The 13,637-nt window shown below is 60.4% G+C and carries 16 protein-coding genes; 2 read left to right on the forward strand and 14 right to left on the reverse strand.

Translation table 11 applies throughout. The features are described 5' to 3' along the window. The 4 genes from QZY03_RS01525 to QZY03_RS01540 all read right to left on the reverse strand — a co-directional run. Positions 1 to 228, reverse strand: a 228-nt coding sequence (locus QZY03_RS01525) for a hypothetical protein (protein WP_295577536.1), incomplete at its 3' end; no start/stop codon positions are given. Next, a complete protein-coding gene (locus QZY03_RS01530) occupies positions 228 to 563 on the reverse strand; it encodes an AlpA family transcriptional regulator (protein WP_295577538.1) in 336 nt (111 codons plus the stop codon). The genes QZY03_RS01525 and QZY03_RS01530, both read right to left, overlap by 1 nt. Before the next feature lie 278 nt (positions 564 to 841). Continuing rightward, positions 842 to 2,089: a site-specific integrase gene (locus QZY03_RS01535; protein ID WP_295577540.1), complete on the reverse strand. Its 1,248-nt coding sequence runs from the start codon at positions 2,087 to 2,089 to the stop codon at positions 842 to 844. A 498-nt stretch (positions 2,090 to 2,587) separates the two neighbouring features. Further along, complete coding sequence (locus tag QZY03_RS01540) at positions 2,588 to 2,842, reverse strand: hypothetical protein (RefSeq protein ID WP_295577542.1); 255 nt, start codon at positions 2,840 to 2,842, stop codon at positions 2,588 to 2,590. Here QZY03_RS01540 and QZY03_RS31905 point away from each other — a divergent pair. Then, on the forward strand, positions 2,762 to 2,941 hold the full coding sequence (locus QZY03_RS31905) for a hypothetical protein (RefSeq protein ID WP_363168790.1): 180 nt from the start codon (positions 2,762 to 2,764) through the stop codon (positions 2,939 to 2,941). The two genes, QZY03_RS01540 and QZY03_RS31905, sit on opposite strands and share 81 nt — an antisense overlap. Here QZY03_RS31905 and QZY03_RS01545 read toward each other — a convergent pair. From QZY03_RS01545 to zapE, 9 genes are all read right to left on the reverse strand, one after another. After that, positions 2,872 to 5,565 (reverse strand): DEAD/DEAH box helicase family protein, encoded by a 2,694-nt coding sequence (locus QZY03_RS01545; protein ID WP_295577545.1) that lies wholly within the window; start codon positions 5,563 to 5,565, stop codon positions 2,872 to 2,874. The two genes, QZY03_RS31905 and QZY03_RS01545, sit on opposite strands and share 70 nt — an antisense overlap. Positions 5,566 to 5,691: 126 nt before the next feature. Further along, positions 5,692 to 6,174, reverse strand: a complete 483-nt coding sequence (locus QZY03_RS01550) for a DUF3368 domain-containing protein (protein WP_295577547.1) — start codon at positions 6,172 to 6,174, stop codon at positions 5,692 to 5,694. Further along, positions 6,167 to 6,418, reverse strand: coding sequence for a UPF0175 family protein (locus QZY03_RS01555; RefSeq protein ID WP_295577549.1), 252 nt, complete (start codon positions 6,416 to 6,418; stop codon positions 6,167 to 6,169). The genes QZY03_RS01550 and QZY03_RS01555 overlap by 8 nt, the downstream gene beginning before the upstream one ends. 78 nt (positions 6,419 to 6,496) lie before the next feature. Then, the gene (locus tag QZY03_RS01560; protein ID WP_295577551.1) at positions 6,497 to 8,071 is read right to left on the reverse strand and encodes a site-specific DNA-methyltransferase; all 1,575 of its coding nucleotides are present in this window, start codon (positions 8,069 to 8,071) and stop codon (positions 6,497 to 6,499) included. A 59-nt stretch (positions 8,072 to 8,130) separates the two neighbouring features. Next, complete coding sequence (locus QZY03_RS01565; protein ID WP_295577553.1) at positions 8,131 to 8,244, reverse strand: DUF4411 family protein; 114 nt, start codon at positions 8,242 to 8,244, stop codon at positions 8,131 to 8,133. Further along, positions 8,241 to 8,771, reverse strand: coding sequence for an ImmA/IrrE family metallo-endopeptidase (locus tag QZY03_RS01570; protein WP_295577556.1), 531 nt, complete (start codon positions 8,769 to 8,771; stop codon positions 8,241 to 8,243). The genes QZY03_RS01565 and QZY03_RS01570 overlap by 4 nt, the downstream gene beginning before the upstream one ends. Positions 8,772 to 9,035: 264 nt before the next feature. Further along, on the reverse strand, positions 9,036 to 9,374 hold the full coding sequence (locus tag QZY03_RS01575; RefSeq protein WP_295577558.1) for a hypothetical protein: 339 nt from the start codon (positions 9,372 to 9,374) through the stop codon (positions 9,036 to 9,038). A gap of 558 nt (positions 9,375 to 9,932) precedes the next feature. Beyond that, positions 9,933 to 10,838, reverse strand: coding sequence for a DEAD/DEAH box helicase (locus QZY03_RS01580; protein ID WP_295577560.1), 906 nt, complete (start codon positions 10,836 to 10,838; stop codon positions 9,933 to 9,935). A 194-nt stretch (positions 10,839 to 11,032) separates the two neighbouring features. After that, positions 11,033 to 12,115, reverse strand: coding sequence for a cell division protein ZapE (gene zapE, locus QZY03_RS01585; RefSeq protein ID WP_363168794.1), 1,083 nt, complete (start codon positions 12,113 to 12,115; stop codon positions 11,033 to 11,035). Positions 12,116 to 12,384: 269 nt separating this feature from the next. Here zapE and QZY03_RS01590 point away from each other — a divergent pair, with 269 nt between their 5' ends. Beyond that, a complete protein-coding gene (locus QZY03_RS01590) occupies positions 12,385 to 12,684 on the forward strand; it encodes a hypothetical protein (RefSeq protein WP_295577566.1) in 300 nt (99 codons plus the stop codon). A gap of 127 nt (positions 12,685 to 12,811) precedes the next feature. On the opposite strand, the gene QZY03_RS01595 is transcribed toward QZY03_RS01590, so the two are convergent. After that, on the reverse strand, positions 12,812 to 13,522 hold the full coding sequence (locus QZY03_RS01595; RefSeq protein WP_295577568.1) for a putative O-glycosylation ligase, exosortase A system-associated: 711 nt from the start codon (positions 13,520 to 13,522) through the stop codon (positions 12,812 to 12,814). Positions 13,523 to 13,637 lie beyond the last annotated feature (115 nt).

Below are 13,637 nucleotides of genomic sequence, written 5' to 3' on the forward strand. Positions count from 1 at the left end.
AAAGTTTTGTGTCCACCCGTCATCTTGGGCCTTGAGGGCTGGGGCGCGCTCGATTTCACGTCGATAGAAGTCGGCGGGGTCTATCGCCCGTTTGATTGCGTCCGGCCGCGGTAGCCGCGGGCCTTGACTTTGGTTGCTTGCTGCCTTATCATTTGATTCGCTTGTATTTTTCGCCTGGTCGCGGTCATCGCTCCGGGCGTTTTCTTTTTCGTCCATGGTTTCCATCATCAATCCTTCCGCTGGGCCGAATCGCTTAACCCCTTAACGCGCGTTCCAGCCCCGCGGGCGGATTCAAGCTGTTTTACCAGGTCGCGTATTTCCTCATTAGACTTTCCCGCTATACGAGCATTAATCAGGGATGCAACTTCATCGCTCGGCCAACCAACCGCCCGCGCACCCAAGCGCACGGGCTTAGTCCATAGTCCCTGTGAAATTTTTAAGTAATGAGTTGATTTTTTGTCTCCCGAAGCCGAAAGAACTCCGGGGAGACGCAGGATTGGTCTTAAGAGGTTGGGCGGGGCAGTGGTCGCCGTGGGGAAGTCATGCGCGGGTTTAGGTGGCATATACGAGTCTCCAGCCGGGGCACAGACACGCAAAAGCCCCGGCAAAAAGCCGAAAGCTCCGTGTTTCCCGCAGTGGCTAGGAGAATTGCCACACCCTGTTTTCGATCAGGGCTCGAATCAGCAGGCACCTACATAAATGCTGCGCTGGTAAGTGTGAGTCAGCCCCCATATCGCCGGGGCGCGCGTGCAGCCTCACCATGCTCCAACAAGGTCCATTAAAAGTCAATGGCGATTTTTTACACATGCCCACAACGCAAAATCTTGAAGAAGGGGCAGGGTCAAGCGGTGCGCGCCCTAACCGCGGGGATCTCTGCGACGGGCGCAACTGGCCGAATGCACCACTCCGCCCAAGCGTCCATCATTGCCGCCCGCTTGGCGAACAGGTCCCCGCGTCGATAAGCGGCCTCGACCTTGTTTTCAATAACATGGGCTAAAGCCATTTCGCAGACATCACGCGGAAAGCTGGAAACCTCCCCGGACCAATCCCGGAACGCCGAACGGAACCCATGAGGAACAGCGTTTCCGCGATCCCCGCCGACTCCGTAGCCCATACCGCGCATCTGTTGAAGCATTGCCATAGTGGAGACGGGCCGACCGTGACGCGCACCGGGGAAAACGTAGGGATTGCCAGCGATCCGCGGCAGGCTCCACAGAATCGTTAGGGCGGCGTCGCTGAGCGGAACCCGATGTTCGCGCTTGGCCTTCATCCGCTCGGCCGGGATGGTCCAAACAGCCGCCGTCAGGTCAATCTCACTCCACGCCGCGCCAACGACTTCACCAGTACGGCAGGCCGTCAGGATCAGGAACCGCAGGGCCAGGGCCGACACGCCTTCCTTGCCCGCAAGTTCCACCATGAACACGGGTACATCCTGGTAATCCATCGCCGGATGATGCGCGACGGTCGCCACGCGGGAGGGGCGGGGCAACAGCTTGTCCAGGTGTCCCCGCCAGCGGGCCGGGTTGCTCTGATCGCGCCACTTATGCGCGGCGGCGAAGTCCAGGACGTTTTCAAGGCGACCCTGCACCCGCTTTGCCGTCTCGGTCTTGGTGTTCCAGATGGGTTTCAGGACTTTCAGCACGTCCTCGGTCGTGATCTGGTCAACCGGCTTAGTGCCGATGATCGGCCGGGCGTAGGTCTTGAGGGTGGCGCACCACTGGCGCGCGTGCTTGGCGTTGCTCCACCCGCGGCGGTGCGCAAGGATGAACCGGGCGGCAACGCTCGTGAAGGTCGGGACGCCCGCGGCCTTGATGGCTTCGGCCTTGGCTTGGGCGTCCCGGTAGTCGATGGGGTCAACGCCGGACTTGAGGATATCCCGATACCCGGCAGCGGCCTTACGGGCGGCAACCAGCGAGACGGCAGGATAAGCGCCAAGCCCCATTTCTCGGGCGCGGCCTTGGAGTGTGTAGCGAAGAATCCAGTTCAGGGCCTTGCCTTGTGGGTAGACCCACAGGTTGCCGCCGTCGCTGAGCGGCTTAGCCGCGTTCTTGATCTGGCGATCCGTCAGCCGGTGAATGTTCGATGCCATATCCGCCCCGTTCAGGTCTACCCACAAAACTACCCACAACACAGGCTTAGATTCTAGCGGACGCTAACGGACCATGCTAGACGCAAGCGCTTGACGATACAGACACATGCAGACGGTAACGGACGGTAACGAACCACGTTCCAGCGGACTCCCTCTCCGCCAAATGATCAGTAAAGACGCGCTTTAGGGCGCGTTTTCTTTTTCTACCCGCCATACGACCCGCCATCCATGATGCGATTGGCAGCGACAGCCTGAGACTGCTTATCTTATCTCAACACTCGGATTCTCGCCCCTGCTGACCCTCAAGTTAGATCTGTGGCCGGGAAGCTCCCTCCGTCTCCTCGCCTCCGTTTGCTCGCATTCCTCGCCCTGTTGCTGCTTTTCCCTCTGACGCAAGCTGAGACTTTCTCGGGAAAGATGGTTCGTATCGTGGACGGCTCGGTCGGAAGCGCCACACGCATCGGTAACGAGAGCGCTTATGGGCAGATCCTTCCTTCGTCAGGACCTCGAAATTTCCACGCGGAACTGTTGCAACCGCGGGTGGTTTGTGATTTCATTTTTATCGGCGGGTCGATTGATCGCAGCTTGGCCGCATCGTTCGAATTTTGAACGCGACAGAGCATCAGCATCACCCAACGCCTTGCGGCGCAGCTTCAATGTACGGGCGAGCACTTGGTCGCCCGGCAGGACGGCGGTAGTTGTTCGCGCGAGAACATCGCCGCCGCGTGTCGATTCTGCAATTCGAACCGCCATCGCCGCAAGGACCCGCCGAACCCGGACGTCTACCGCCAATTCGTCCAGAATTGCTTGGCAAGGCCGCTCAGGGTCATGTTCTCCGCGATGGCGTCGTGAGGTATCAGCAGGTACCTCCAGGGTTTACCGCCATGGGAGAGTGCATGGGCGGAGGCGTTGGCGCACCAACTGACGGCTACCTCCTTCTTAGCCAGCACCACAGAGTCCTGCATCTCCTTACGCATTTTGGGTTCGAGCATGTAGATCGTCGTGTCCGTCTCGGCCACGAAATCCGGCTGGTACTCCCGATGATCCGCTCCATCGCGGTAGTAAATCTGGAACTGCCCTTTGGCGGGCCGGAACCACTTCTGGGCCTCTCGCTCCAGGATCACCGCGAGCTTGCGCTCGGCGTCGGACTCGAACTTCTGCACCGGGTAAAGGCAGCGCTGGAAACCGCCGAACAGGTACCGGCCCATGTTGCTCTTGTCCTGCGGGCTGATCCGATAGTCGGCGGGCGGCTCCTGTACCGCATAGCTGTAGGCACTGGGCTTCAGCTCTGTGAATCCCTTGCTGATCTTTACCTCGTAACCCGCGGCCTCCTCGAACCAGTGCTTCTGCATCTGGGCATGAATGAATCCGGCGATGGGCTGCTGATAGCAGCGCAAGACCTTGCGCGTGTCATCTTCCGACAGATAGCCCAGAAAGTGCCGGACCGTCTGCCCGGCCAGGTCGTAGAGCAGGTCCGCATGGTCGTCATAGGAGATGTCGTCAAAGTCGATCAGACCGCTGACCACGTAGTCCTCCAACCGAGCTTCCTGTACCCCGCCGCGCCCCAACGCCACCACATCCAACTGCCCCGTTCGCAAGTGCTGGACCCACAACTCGTCAGATACCGACGCATACCGCAAAGCCGCCAGATCGAGCGTGACGGGGTTGAAGCCGGAGCGTACCTCCCCCTTGGGGACCACCAGGATACGCGGCATATCGATCGTCTGACAGGCGACTAGGTCGACCGTCTTGGCCACCACGGCAGCAATGTCGGGTTCCTCCGCCAGACCCTTCAACTCCAACTGCGCCGGGATACGTTGCTCCTCTACCGCCTGCACGATAGCCGCTTGAACCTCCGGCTTCCTCAGGTGCTCGACCGTCGGCACCGTTTGGGGGTCGCCGCTCAGTTTCTGGATCACCCCATACGCAAGCTGCGCAAGGGCTTGCTCCTGGGGTTTGTCGAAGGCGACGGGCTGGTCCTGACCCGCCACCTGGGTGCTGCTGGTGGGTGTAGCGGGTTTGAATCCAAGCTGGCTGGCCAACTGGGACTGGGACACCATCGTGGCTGTTTTTTGCCCAATCCGATCCATGTCAAGGACCACCGATTGGAGTTGAATCGTCGACCCCGGCCGCTTGGCCTCGTCCACAATCTCCTGGAACCGGTCATGGGCCACGATGTTCAGTCGGTCCACCGTGGTCACGCCCGTGCGCACACCATAAGGCAGGCGCAGCCCGCGGCCGATGGACTGCTCGATCAGCACGCGAGCATTGGCCGCGCGCAGGGGCACGATGGTGTAGAGGTTGGTGACGTCCCAGCCCTCTTTGAGCATATTGACATGGATGACGATCTCGGTGGGTTCCTCCGCATGTTCCACCTTGAGCAGGCGCGCGATCATGGCCTCCTCCTCGGCGCCCGTCTTGCTCGAATCCACCTGTATGACCTTGTCCTTGTAGCGCCCCTCGAAAAAGGCATCGGACTGGATTAGGGCCAATAGCTGACCCGCATGTGTAGTATCGCGGGCGATGACCAACACAAAGGGCTTGACGATGGGCTTGTCGAACTCCCTGGCGAAGGTTTCCAGCTCGACCTTGACACCCTCGTGCAGGCGCACCCCGTCCTCCAGCTTGAGGCGCTCGATCTCATCTGCCGACATGCCTTTCGGGTCGAAGTCCTTACGCGTCACCACCGCAGGTTCCTTGACGAAACCGTCAGCCATGGCTCGACCCAGTGGATAGTCGACGATCACGTTCTTGAACGGTAAGGTGCCCTTGCTGGTCTCAACGTATGGGGTAGCAGTCAACTCCAGCCCTAGGATGGGCCTCAGCTCATTGATCGCACGTATCCCCGCGCTCGCGCGATAGCGGTGAGACTCGTCCATCAAAAGCACCAGGTCCGGCAGCCCGGCGAGATAGTCGAAATAGCTCGCGCCGATATACTCCGACAACCGCTTGATGCGTGGGGACTTGCCGCCGCGGACCTCGGAGTTGATCTTGGATATGTTAAAGATATTAATCCGCACCGTACCCAAAAAACTCCCGCCGGTGACGTTCTGCTGCTCGTAGTTGTCGCCGGTGATGACCATCGGCGCGTCGGTGGCAAACTCGGCGATACCGCGGAAGACATACTTTGGTGTATTCGGTGTGAAATCGGCGATCAGCTTGTTGTAGATGGTAAGATTGGGCGCCAGCACGAAGAAATTGTCGATCCCGTGGGCCTGGTGCAGATAGCTGATGAATGCGCCCATAAGCCGGGTCTTGCCCACGCCGGTGGCCAGCGCGAAGCATAGAGAGGGAAAGTCCCGCTCGAAGTCGGTGACCGATGGAAACTCACCGCGGATCGTCGCAAGCTTCGCAGCGACATCCGCGCCCTTGCCGGGTGGCGTTATCTCCATGATCCGGTCCAGGACCTCAAGCGACCGGCGCTGGGGCGGGCGCAGGCTCAGACGGCCGGCAATGGCGTTCACATGACGATTCACGGTTTCACTCCAGGTGCCTGCAGTATCGGCGCGATCCAACTGGGCTGCCCCCTACTGAATTCAACACGCACCGCGTGTTGAATCGATGGTTAGCAATTCCCGCTAAGCCAAATAGTTCTGTTCCCATCATTCTCCTACCCGAAGTAGCGCGTCATCGAGCACCCGGCGGGACAAGTAGAGTCCTGCCGATACCAACTCCTCGATCACCGGACGTGCCGCGGGAATCACGCCACGACGCTTCGCCGCTAGCACGATGCCCAGCGTGCCCCGCAACGGAACGCCGAGACTCTCGGCGCATTTGCGGCCAGCCAAATCGTCGATAACCGCCTCCAATCCATGCGTCAGAGCCAAGGCGACGGTGGCCGATTCGCCGGCGCCGAGGCGCCAATCCGCAATGGCGACGCTGATCGCTGGGGCCGTCTTGACAACCAGCCAGTCAGTCGCCATCACCGCCTGAGCTGTGACGTCCCCGGCGCCGCGGTGTCGAATCTCCTCGGCGACGGCCTCAGGAACCCAGACCTCGCGGGCGAACGCCCGCAGCAACCCGAGTTGGCCGCCCCGTGCCAGAAAGATCAACGGCGAGGCGTTAATGACCAGGCGGTCACCCACGCGCCAACTCCCGGTCCAGATCGTCGAAATCGACCTGGAACGAGTCCTTACCCATGCGTGCCAGGGCCAGCAGGAAATCCGTGCGGTCCATCCCGGCGATCGTCGCGGCCCATTCTTGGGAGACTCGGCCCTGCTGATACCACTGGGCCGCGGCGGCCAACCGCAGTTCCTGGTTCAGTTCCTCCGGTGCGCAATGCAGCACCGCATAGACCGCCTCGGGTAACTCGATGTGGACTTGTGTCATCGGTGATTCCTCATCTGCATAACTGGCGCGCTCTCTGGTTCCCATGCGCAGAGGGAACGAGAGGATGACGGGTCATGGTCATTCCTCATGGTCGAACAGATTCATCTGCCCCGGCGCCGGTGGCGCACTCGGCAGGTTCTCCACCCGCAGCGAATAGTCGTCATGGCCCCACTCGCAGCGGGAGAGAACCTGCCGTGGGATCTTCTTGACGGTGAGATTGGGGTACAGATCGGCCTTGGCGCGGAAGGACGTGCACAGCACCAGGAGGCTGCGCTCCGGTCCCACTTCGTCGCTCAACTGCACCAGTTGTTCGTGGGTCAGGCTGGCGGTGGTCACATAGACGAAGTCGCGCTCGGTAGAGTGTCCGTGCTGCCAGTAGAGCGAGTCCGACGGGGCGTAGGTGAAGCCCTCCAGCTTGCATAGTGCCTCGGCGAGCATCGCCGCGTTGTAGTCGCGATTGATGACCCAGTTGCCCCAGGTATCCTTCTCCAGCAGCGAGGGGGCGAGCCGGTAATAGCGAAACCCCCCACCGCCCTTCCAGCCCGCGGCCTTGGTGATGCCGCCGGGGTCATCATTGTCGATGACCTTTTTGAGCCGCGGGATGATGTGGGTGTGGCAGTGTTCGCCCAGTTCGACCATGATCCAGCGTCGGCGCATCTTGTGGGCGACGGCGCCGGTGGTGCCCGAGCCGGCGAAGGAGTCGAGGACGAGGTCGCCGGGGTTAGTAGCGATATGTATGACCCTCTCCAAGAGCGGCTCCGGCTTGGGGTTATCGAAGACTGAAACATCAGAAAGGAGCGTCAATAACCCCTTCTTTGCATCGTCGTTCGTTCCTACTTCGGCGCCAGGCCAGATTGTTTCCGGAGTGAGTCCTTTCTCCTCGTAATCACGAAGAAACTTCTTGATGCGAGGTGCGTTGTCGCCATTCGTTCCAAACCAAATATTGCCGGCACTGATTTCTTCCCGCATACGGTGCTTGGTGTAAAGCCAACAACGGCCTTTGGGGGGGTCGATTGCGCGCCCAGAGGGCAGAATCAACTGGTAGAATTGACTTGCGGTGGCGTGGCCAGCTTGCGCATTCGCCGACACGGATTGCCAAGGTCCGCGTGGGTCGTGATCAGGATTCTTGTATCGGGCGAGAACCTCATTACTTAAACCAAGCGCATTCCGAACCTTTTCAAACAATGGCTTTGATTTGGCGTATACCAACACATGGTCATGATTGAATGAAAATACGCGGCGATTTTCCCGAGAGGTTCGCTTCTCCCAGACGACATTCGCTAGAAAACATGCTCGTCCAAATACTTCATCACACAACACCTTCAAGTAGTGGCACTCGTTGTCGTCGATCGTGATCCACAAGGACCCATCCTCCGACAACAGCCGCCGGATGATCTCCAGCCGGTCGCGCATCAGCGACAGCCAGATGGAATGCTCCACCCCGTCGTCGTAGTGAGTGAAGGCGCTCCCAGTGTTGTAGGGCGGGTCGATGAAGCAGCACTTCACCTTTCCCGTGAACTCCGCCTCCAACGCCTTGAGCGCCAGCAGGTTGTCGCCGAAGATGAGCCGATTGTCGAAGCAATCCCGCTCCGTCACCCGATGGGCAGCGTGATAGGACCGCGCCGGGTCCTCCAGCAGGATGCGCGGCTCCAACCGCGGCCGATTCTCCTTGCCGATCCAGGTCAACTCCAGTTTCTGCTTCGTCGCCATGATTAGAAGGTCCAGCCCTGCTGCGCCATGACGCCTTCCAAGTTAAGGCAGGGCACACCAAAGTGCCGGCAGACGTTCGGCACGATGAAGGCGCCGGTATCGAATACGTAGATCATGCCGGCAACGCGTTACGCAACAGCGCCTCTTCAAGACCCGAAACGCTTCTTGTCCGGACGCCAAGATAGTCCGCCGTCTGTTCAATGGTTAATCGCCCTTGGTAATGCTTGGCGAAAACGAGTCGCATGTAACTTTCACCAAGGTAGGTCGCCTGAGTCGAATAGTAATCGCCGCCGGACCCGCTAGTCTCGGTTTCGGCGGCCCACTGTTTGACCCTGGCCTCGTACCTGTGCTGATCGATTAGGCCGCGATCGAGGAATCTGCGTAGGATCGACTCCCGGCTCACATGATAGCGCCGCGCAAGCGGCACCACCGCATCGTCGTATGGTGCGGAAATCCCGGTCAATTGGTTTTCAAAGTCCGCGGAAGGAACTAGAGTTTCTGCGGCAAGCGCATTGCAGAAACGTTCGATACCCTGTTCCCTCTTGGGCAAGTAGCCCTGAGACTCCCGCGCCCAGCGCAGAACCGCCGGCTGGACACCCAGGGTATGGAACCCGAGTTTTTTGGCCACTCGTTGCCTCCGCAATGTTCTTGGTTTGCCGTGTGGCGTTTGCGATTATGCTCACTGGATAGACCAACGAATCGAAAACAACGCTTGGAGAGACCGCGCCTGCGCCAGTTTCGCTTCAGTCTCTGCGATCAGTCGATCCCGCTGGCGGTCTACCTCGTCCTGTGCATCGAAAAGCGACCGCCGCTTCCGACTGCGTTCACCTTCCAGAGCCTTGACCTGCCGTTGTCCTACGAGTTTCTCCTCCAGCGTGACGGCGGCGCTTGCCGCCCGGCGTGCCTCCTAAATCTGGCGATCCATCTCCTTGATTTCCCGTTCCAGTCCGACCTTGAGATCGTCGGCCCAGCCGTCGAGCTTTTGCGCCTCGGCCTCGAAAAAGCGGGCATTGCGCTCGAACACCTGGCGTTCGATGGCAACGCGTTGCCGGTCTGTCTGGGCACCCAGGGCTTGCTCCGTCAGACCCGGCCGCTCTCCGACTGGAAGGGGGGAGGCTGAGCCGGGCACTGTCATCAAGCGGGCTGCAACCTCTGGGTCCAGGGGCTCGCCGTCGTCCGTCACGGCGGCAAAGATCAAGTGATCTTCCCCTTGGTCCAGGGATTCTACACGGAACAGCGACATCATCAACCAACCGGAGCGACCGATCAGGGGCTCGATGAGGCTGATCTTGCCTGGGTGCCGAACGTAGTCGAAGCGAATCTCGGCGTGCGGCAGAATCGGTGTTGGCGCCGTTGAAGAGGACGATCCCCTCTGGGTGGGGACTATCCGCCAACAGGCGCAGCAGATAGCTTTGGGTGCGGCGCGACTCGGTGAAGATGATGGCCTTCTCCGGTGCATCCAGAGTCTTGGCCTTGGCGAAGGCGACCCCGAGTGCCTTGAGCAGGGCACGGCCCTTCGCGTTGTGGTCGAAGGAGGCGGCGAGTCGGGCGAAGGCGTCCAGGTCGGCGATCTCACGCTCCAGGGCGGCCCGGTCGGTTTCGCTCAGCGGCTCCGCTAGGGTGTCGTCGGTCCACTCCTCGGCGGTTTCGTCCAGTGCCTCGTAGTCCTGGTCCAAGGCATCTTCCAGCGGCTCGCCGGGTTCCTTTGTCCCCACCTTGGCCCTGAGCCGGTTGGCAATCGTCGTCAAGGCCCCGGCGATGGCAAATGTCGAGGAGGCCAGGAGTTTGCGCAGGACCAGCGTCATCAGGGAACGCTGGCTGGCAGGGCTTGGAGGTTGTCCCGTTGCAGGTAGTCCGACACCAGGTGGTAGAGCCGGTCCTCGCCCTCTTCCGGGGTGAACTCTTCCACCAGCGGCAGGCGCTTGGTGAAAGGGATATAGGCGGTAACCTGACGCCGCAGGGTGCGGTGGCAGATGGGTTTGAGCCTGGCCTTGAGTGTGGCGAAGACCTGCGCTTGGGTCAGGTTGGCGAATTGCTCCCGGAAACTCTTCAGATCCCCAAAGCTGTGCTCGTCGATGAAGCTGACCAGGCCGAACAGCTCCAGGAGGGAGTTCTGCAAGGGCGTCGCGGTGAGCAGCAGCTTGTGCCGGCCGGCCAGGGCCAGCTTCAGGGTATTGGCGATGACGTTGGATGGTTTGTAGACGTTGCGCAGGCGGTGGGCCTCGTCGATGACCACCAGGTCCCAGGCGGTGGCCTGGACATCGGCCGCCCGGCTCTTCGCGAACTGGTAGGAGCAGATCACGACCTCGGGAACCTCGAAGGGGCGGAACTGGCCCTGGCGGATCGCGGCGTTGTAGGACTTGGCCTCAAGGAGTCGGCAGGGCAGGAAGAACTTCTCGGTCAACTCCTGAAACCATTGCTTGCGCAGGTTCGACGGGGTGATGACGAGGATACGTCGCCGACGCTCCGCCCAGCGCTGGGACAGGACCAGGCCGGCCTCGATGGTCTTGCCGAGGCCCACCTCGTCGGCGAGCAAAGCGCCTTTGGACAGCGGGGAGGCGAAGGCGAACAGGGCCGCATCGACCTGATGGGGGTTGAGATCGACTTGGGCGCTGGCGACGGCACCGGCGAGTCGCTCGGGACTGTCGGACGGAAAGCGTCGCGTCAGTTCATAGGCGATGTGCTTGGCATGGTAGTCCGTCAGGCTCATGGGTCACCGGGGCGAGACGCTCGATCTGTACGACGATGCGGCGTATCCGTTGTTCTTGATTTTCAGCGACCGGATTCCCCGGCGATAGGTAGCGCGCTAACGGGTTTACTCATGCTGCCAAGCTTACGCAAATTCCTACGGTGACCCGGAAAAATCGAGACTCCAATTTCTGCGGGACACGCCCGATCATCAGACTATGCCCGGCCCGGCGCGGCCAGATAAGCGAGCGTCTGCATCTCAAGCAGACGGCTTTGCACCCGCTCGAAGGGAAAGTCGAGGAACCCGCCCGGATACAACTCCGCGATCGGCGCTTCAGCGGCCGTTACCAGCTTGACCCGACGATCGTAGAACTCATCGATCAGGTGCACGAAACGTCTGGCGGCCGCTTCGTGCCGTGGGCCGAACACCGGCACACCCGAAATCAACACGGTGTGAAAAAGCTTTGCGATTTCGATATAATCCGAGACTGACCGTGGCGTTGCGCAAAGGTCCTGAAAAGTGAACCAGGCAACATCGGGGCCTACCCGACGCACCGGGAAACTCCGGCCGTTGACACTGAAGTCCTGATCGAGCGTCCCATGCCCACCGGTCAGGTGATCAAAATGCTCCGCGAGTCTGGCCTCGCCGTCGCCGCCGACGAAATAGACCCCGCTCTGCGTTAACTCCCGTAACCGATAATCGACGGCACCGTTAAGTTCAAACACCTGGGTGTGGGCTTTCAGCAACTCGATCGCCGGCAAAAACAACTGTCGCTGCAAGCCGTTGCGATAGAGTGCGTCCGGCTTGGTGTTTGACGTCGCCACCAAGGTGACACCGCGCGCAAACAGCGCGCGCAACAGCCGATGCAGGATCATGGCATCGGCGATGTCGGTCACCACGAACTCATCAAGACACAAAATCCGCACCGTGCGCCCCCACTGATCGGCGATCACCTCCAGCGGGTCGGGTTGACTCGGCAGCCGGGACATCGCATCGTGAACATCACGCATGAAATGGTGAAAATGGATCCGGCGTGCACCGGCGACCGCCAAGGATCCACAAAACCAGTCCATCAGGTAGGTCTTGCCGCGCCCGACTCCACCCCATAAATAGAGGCCGGTGATCGGGGGCTTGCCGGGAACCGGCCGTGCGATCAACCGGTCCAAGAGCCTGCGCTTCGGCGCTCCCTCGGGGGCACCAGCCAAGCGAACCTTCAGATCATGCAGTAACTGGTACGCCTCCTGCTGAACCGCGTCCAAGGGCTGAAACCCATCAATACTGCAGGGAAAAGAAGACATCGGCATGACTGGATGACCCGTGAATCTGTTATCGAACACACTATAATTGCCATTGTTACCAACCGACCAACGGGTCGGTCGATCGTCACCGAGCAGTGGACTGAACACCGGGTCCCAGCGAACACCACGCGCGCCTGGCGCGCGTTGATCGCCCGACCGACAGCGCCTGTGCCGCGGCCAACGGAGTGACAAGCACAGCACTTTGAAATATGGTATGCAGCCTGTCGTGCTGAATTCAGCGCCCACCCATCCTTAAGAGTACCCTTCGGATGCTCAGTAAACTCAAGCGTCTCACAACCTCCCTGTTGCCCATCGACGAAAATCGGCGGGGCGAGTGCAACCGCTGCGGCGCCTGCTGCAAACTGCCCTATCCGTGCCCGTTCCTGCGCTTCGACGACCAGGGGCTGAGCAGTTGCGCCGTCTACCACGTCCGACCGCCGAGTTGCCGGAAATACCCGCGGACCGCATCCGAGAATTTAACGCAAGAACAGTGCGGGTTCTATTTCGTCGCGGCTGAAGAGCTCGACCAGGATCTGCCCCGGCTCGAACCCGCGACAAACCCCCAGTGAGTCCGGGTGCCGCGAAGTGGCGCGAAGAACCTGGGGATGGGCATCCATGAACCGCATCCCATGCGATCCGGGGGCACGGTCGTCGCCGCGCAGCGTGGACGCTGACGCGCCGCTCCAGGTTCGCGGCTTACAGCCTCGCAAACCAGTTCGCCGCCTTGGACACGCCGAGCGTAAAACGCCGACCGGCAGGCACGACGCCCACAGCGCGGCGTCGATTTCCCGTGACACCCAGGGGAACGCCGGGCGGCTTATCGATTGCCGGCACCCCATCGCGTGCATAGCGGCGCGTCAAGCCGGCAAGCGCGACCGTGATCGCGATGAGCATATAATAGTAGTCGAACATTGAAAGTCCCAGAAATAGACCGCTTGTCGCGTAGCCGACAAGACTTACGTAAATCATTGATGCCAGATCCCGCATCCAGCCCAAGGCCGCGTCCGACTTGGCAAATCGTATCACCCGGTTCAGGGTCACCAGCGCGCCGATCCCGATGGCAAGAAAGATGAAAAGGCCGACGAAACCGTGCTCGCCCAAGGCCTCGAAATAGATGCTGTGCACATCAAGAACATTCTGAGGGTTGGGCGCATAGAGCGCATACGTCTGCCGATTGAACATATTCGCGCCGCCGCCCACCAGCGGATGATCAAGCGCCACGTACCACGCCGTCCACCACGCATTGATGCGACCTTGCGCCGATGCGTCCTGCTGATAAGCCTGCATCGAATCCATACGGCTGTACCAACTCTCCGGCATCGTCATCAGAGCCAGCGGGAAGGTCAACGCGAGCAATAACAGCAGACCCGCCTTGTTGCTGCGGCTCTCTGGGATTTCCCGTGGCAATTTACCGTAACATAATCAATAAGATATTGTGCATCGTCAAAATTTACTGACCCCTGTCATGGTCGGCACTGCCGCACCGTAATGCGTTGATTTTTCAAGCATACAGCTTGTACCC

Origin of the sequence: uncultured Lamprocystis sp. (assembly GCF_903933125.1) — a bacterium.
Classification (GTDB): Bacteria; Pseudomonadota; Gammaproteobacteria; order Chromatiales; family Chromatiaceae; genus Thiodictyon.

Coding starts and splice junctions, on each gene's coding strand:
- zapE (WP_363168794.1), bottom strand. CDS start 12,115: ATGTCTTCTTTTCCCTGCAGTATTGATGGGTTTCAGCCCTTGGACGCG.
- QZY03_RS01575 (WP_295577558.1), bottom strand. CDS start 9,374: ATGATGTCGCTGTTCCGTGTAGAATCCCTGGACCAAGGGGAAGATCAC.
- QZY03_RS01580 (WP_295577560.1), bottom strand. CDS start 10,838: ATGAGCCTGACGGACTACCATGCCAAGCACATCGCCTATGAACTGACG.
- QZY03_RS01555 (WP_295577549.1), bottom strand. CDS start 6,418: ATGACACAAGTCCACATCGAGTTACCCGAGGCGGTCTATGCGGTGCTG.
- QZY03_RS01530 (WP_295577538.1), bottom strand. CDS start 563: ATGCCACCTAAACCCGCGCATGACTTCCCCACGGCGACCACTGCCCCG.
- QZY03_RS01590 (WP_295577566.1), top strand. CDS start 12,385: ATGCTCAGTAAACTCAAGCGTCTCACAACCTCCCTGTTGCCCATCGAC.
- QZY03_RS01565 (WP_295577553.1), bottom strand. CDS start 8,244: ATGATCTACGTATTCGATACCGGCGCCTTCATCGTGCCGAACGTCTGC.
- QZY03_RS01540 (WP_295577542.1), bottom strand. CDS start 2,842: ATGGCGGTTCGAATTGCAGAATCGACACGCGGCGGCGATGTTCTCGCG.
- QZY03_RS01535 (WP_295577540.1), bottom strand. CDS start 2,089: ATGGCATCGAACATTCACCGGCTGACGGATCGCCAGATCAAGAACGCG.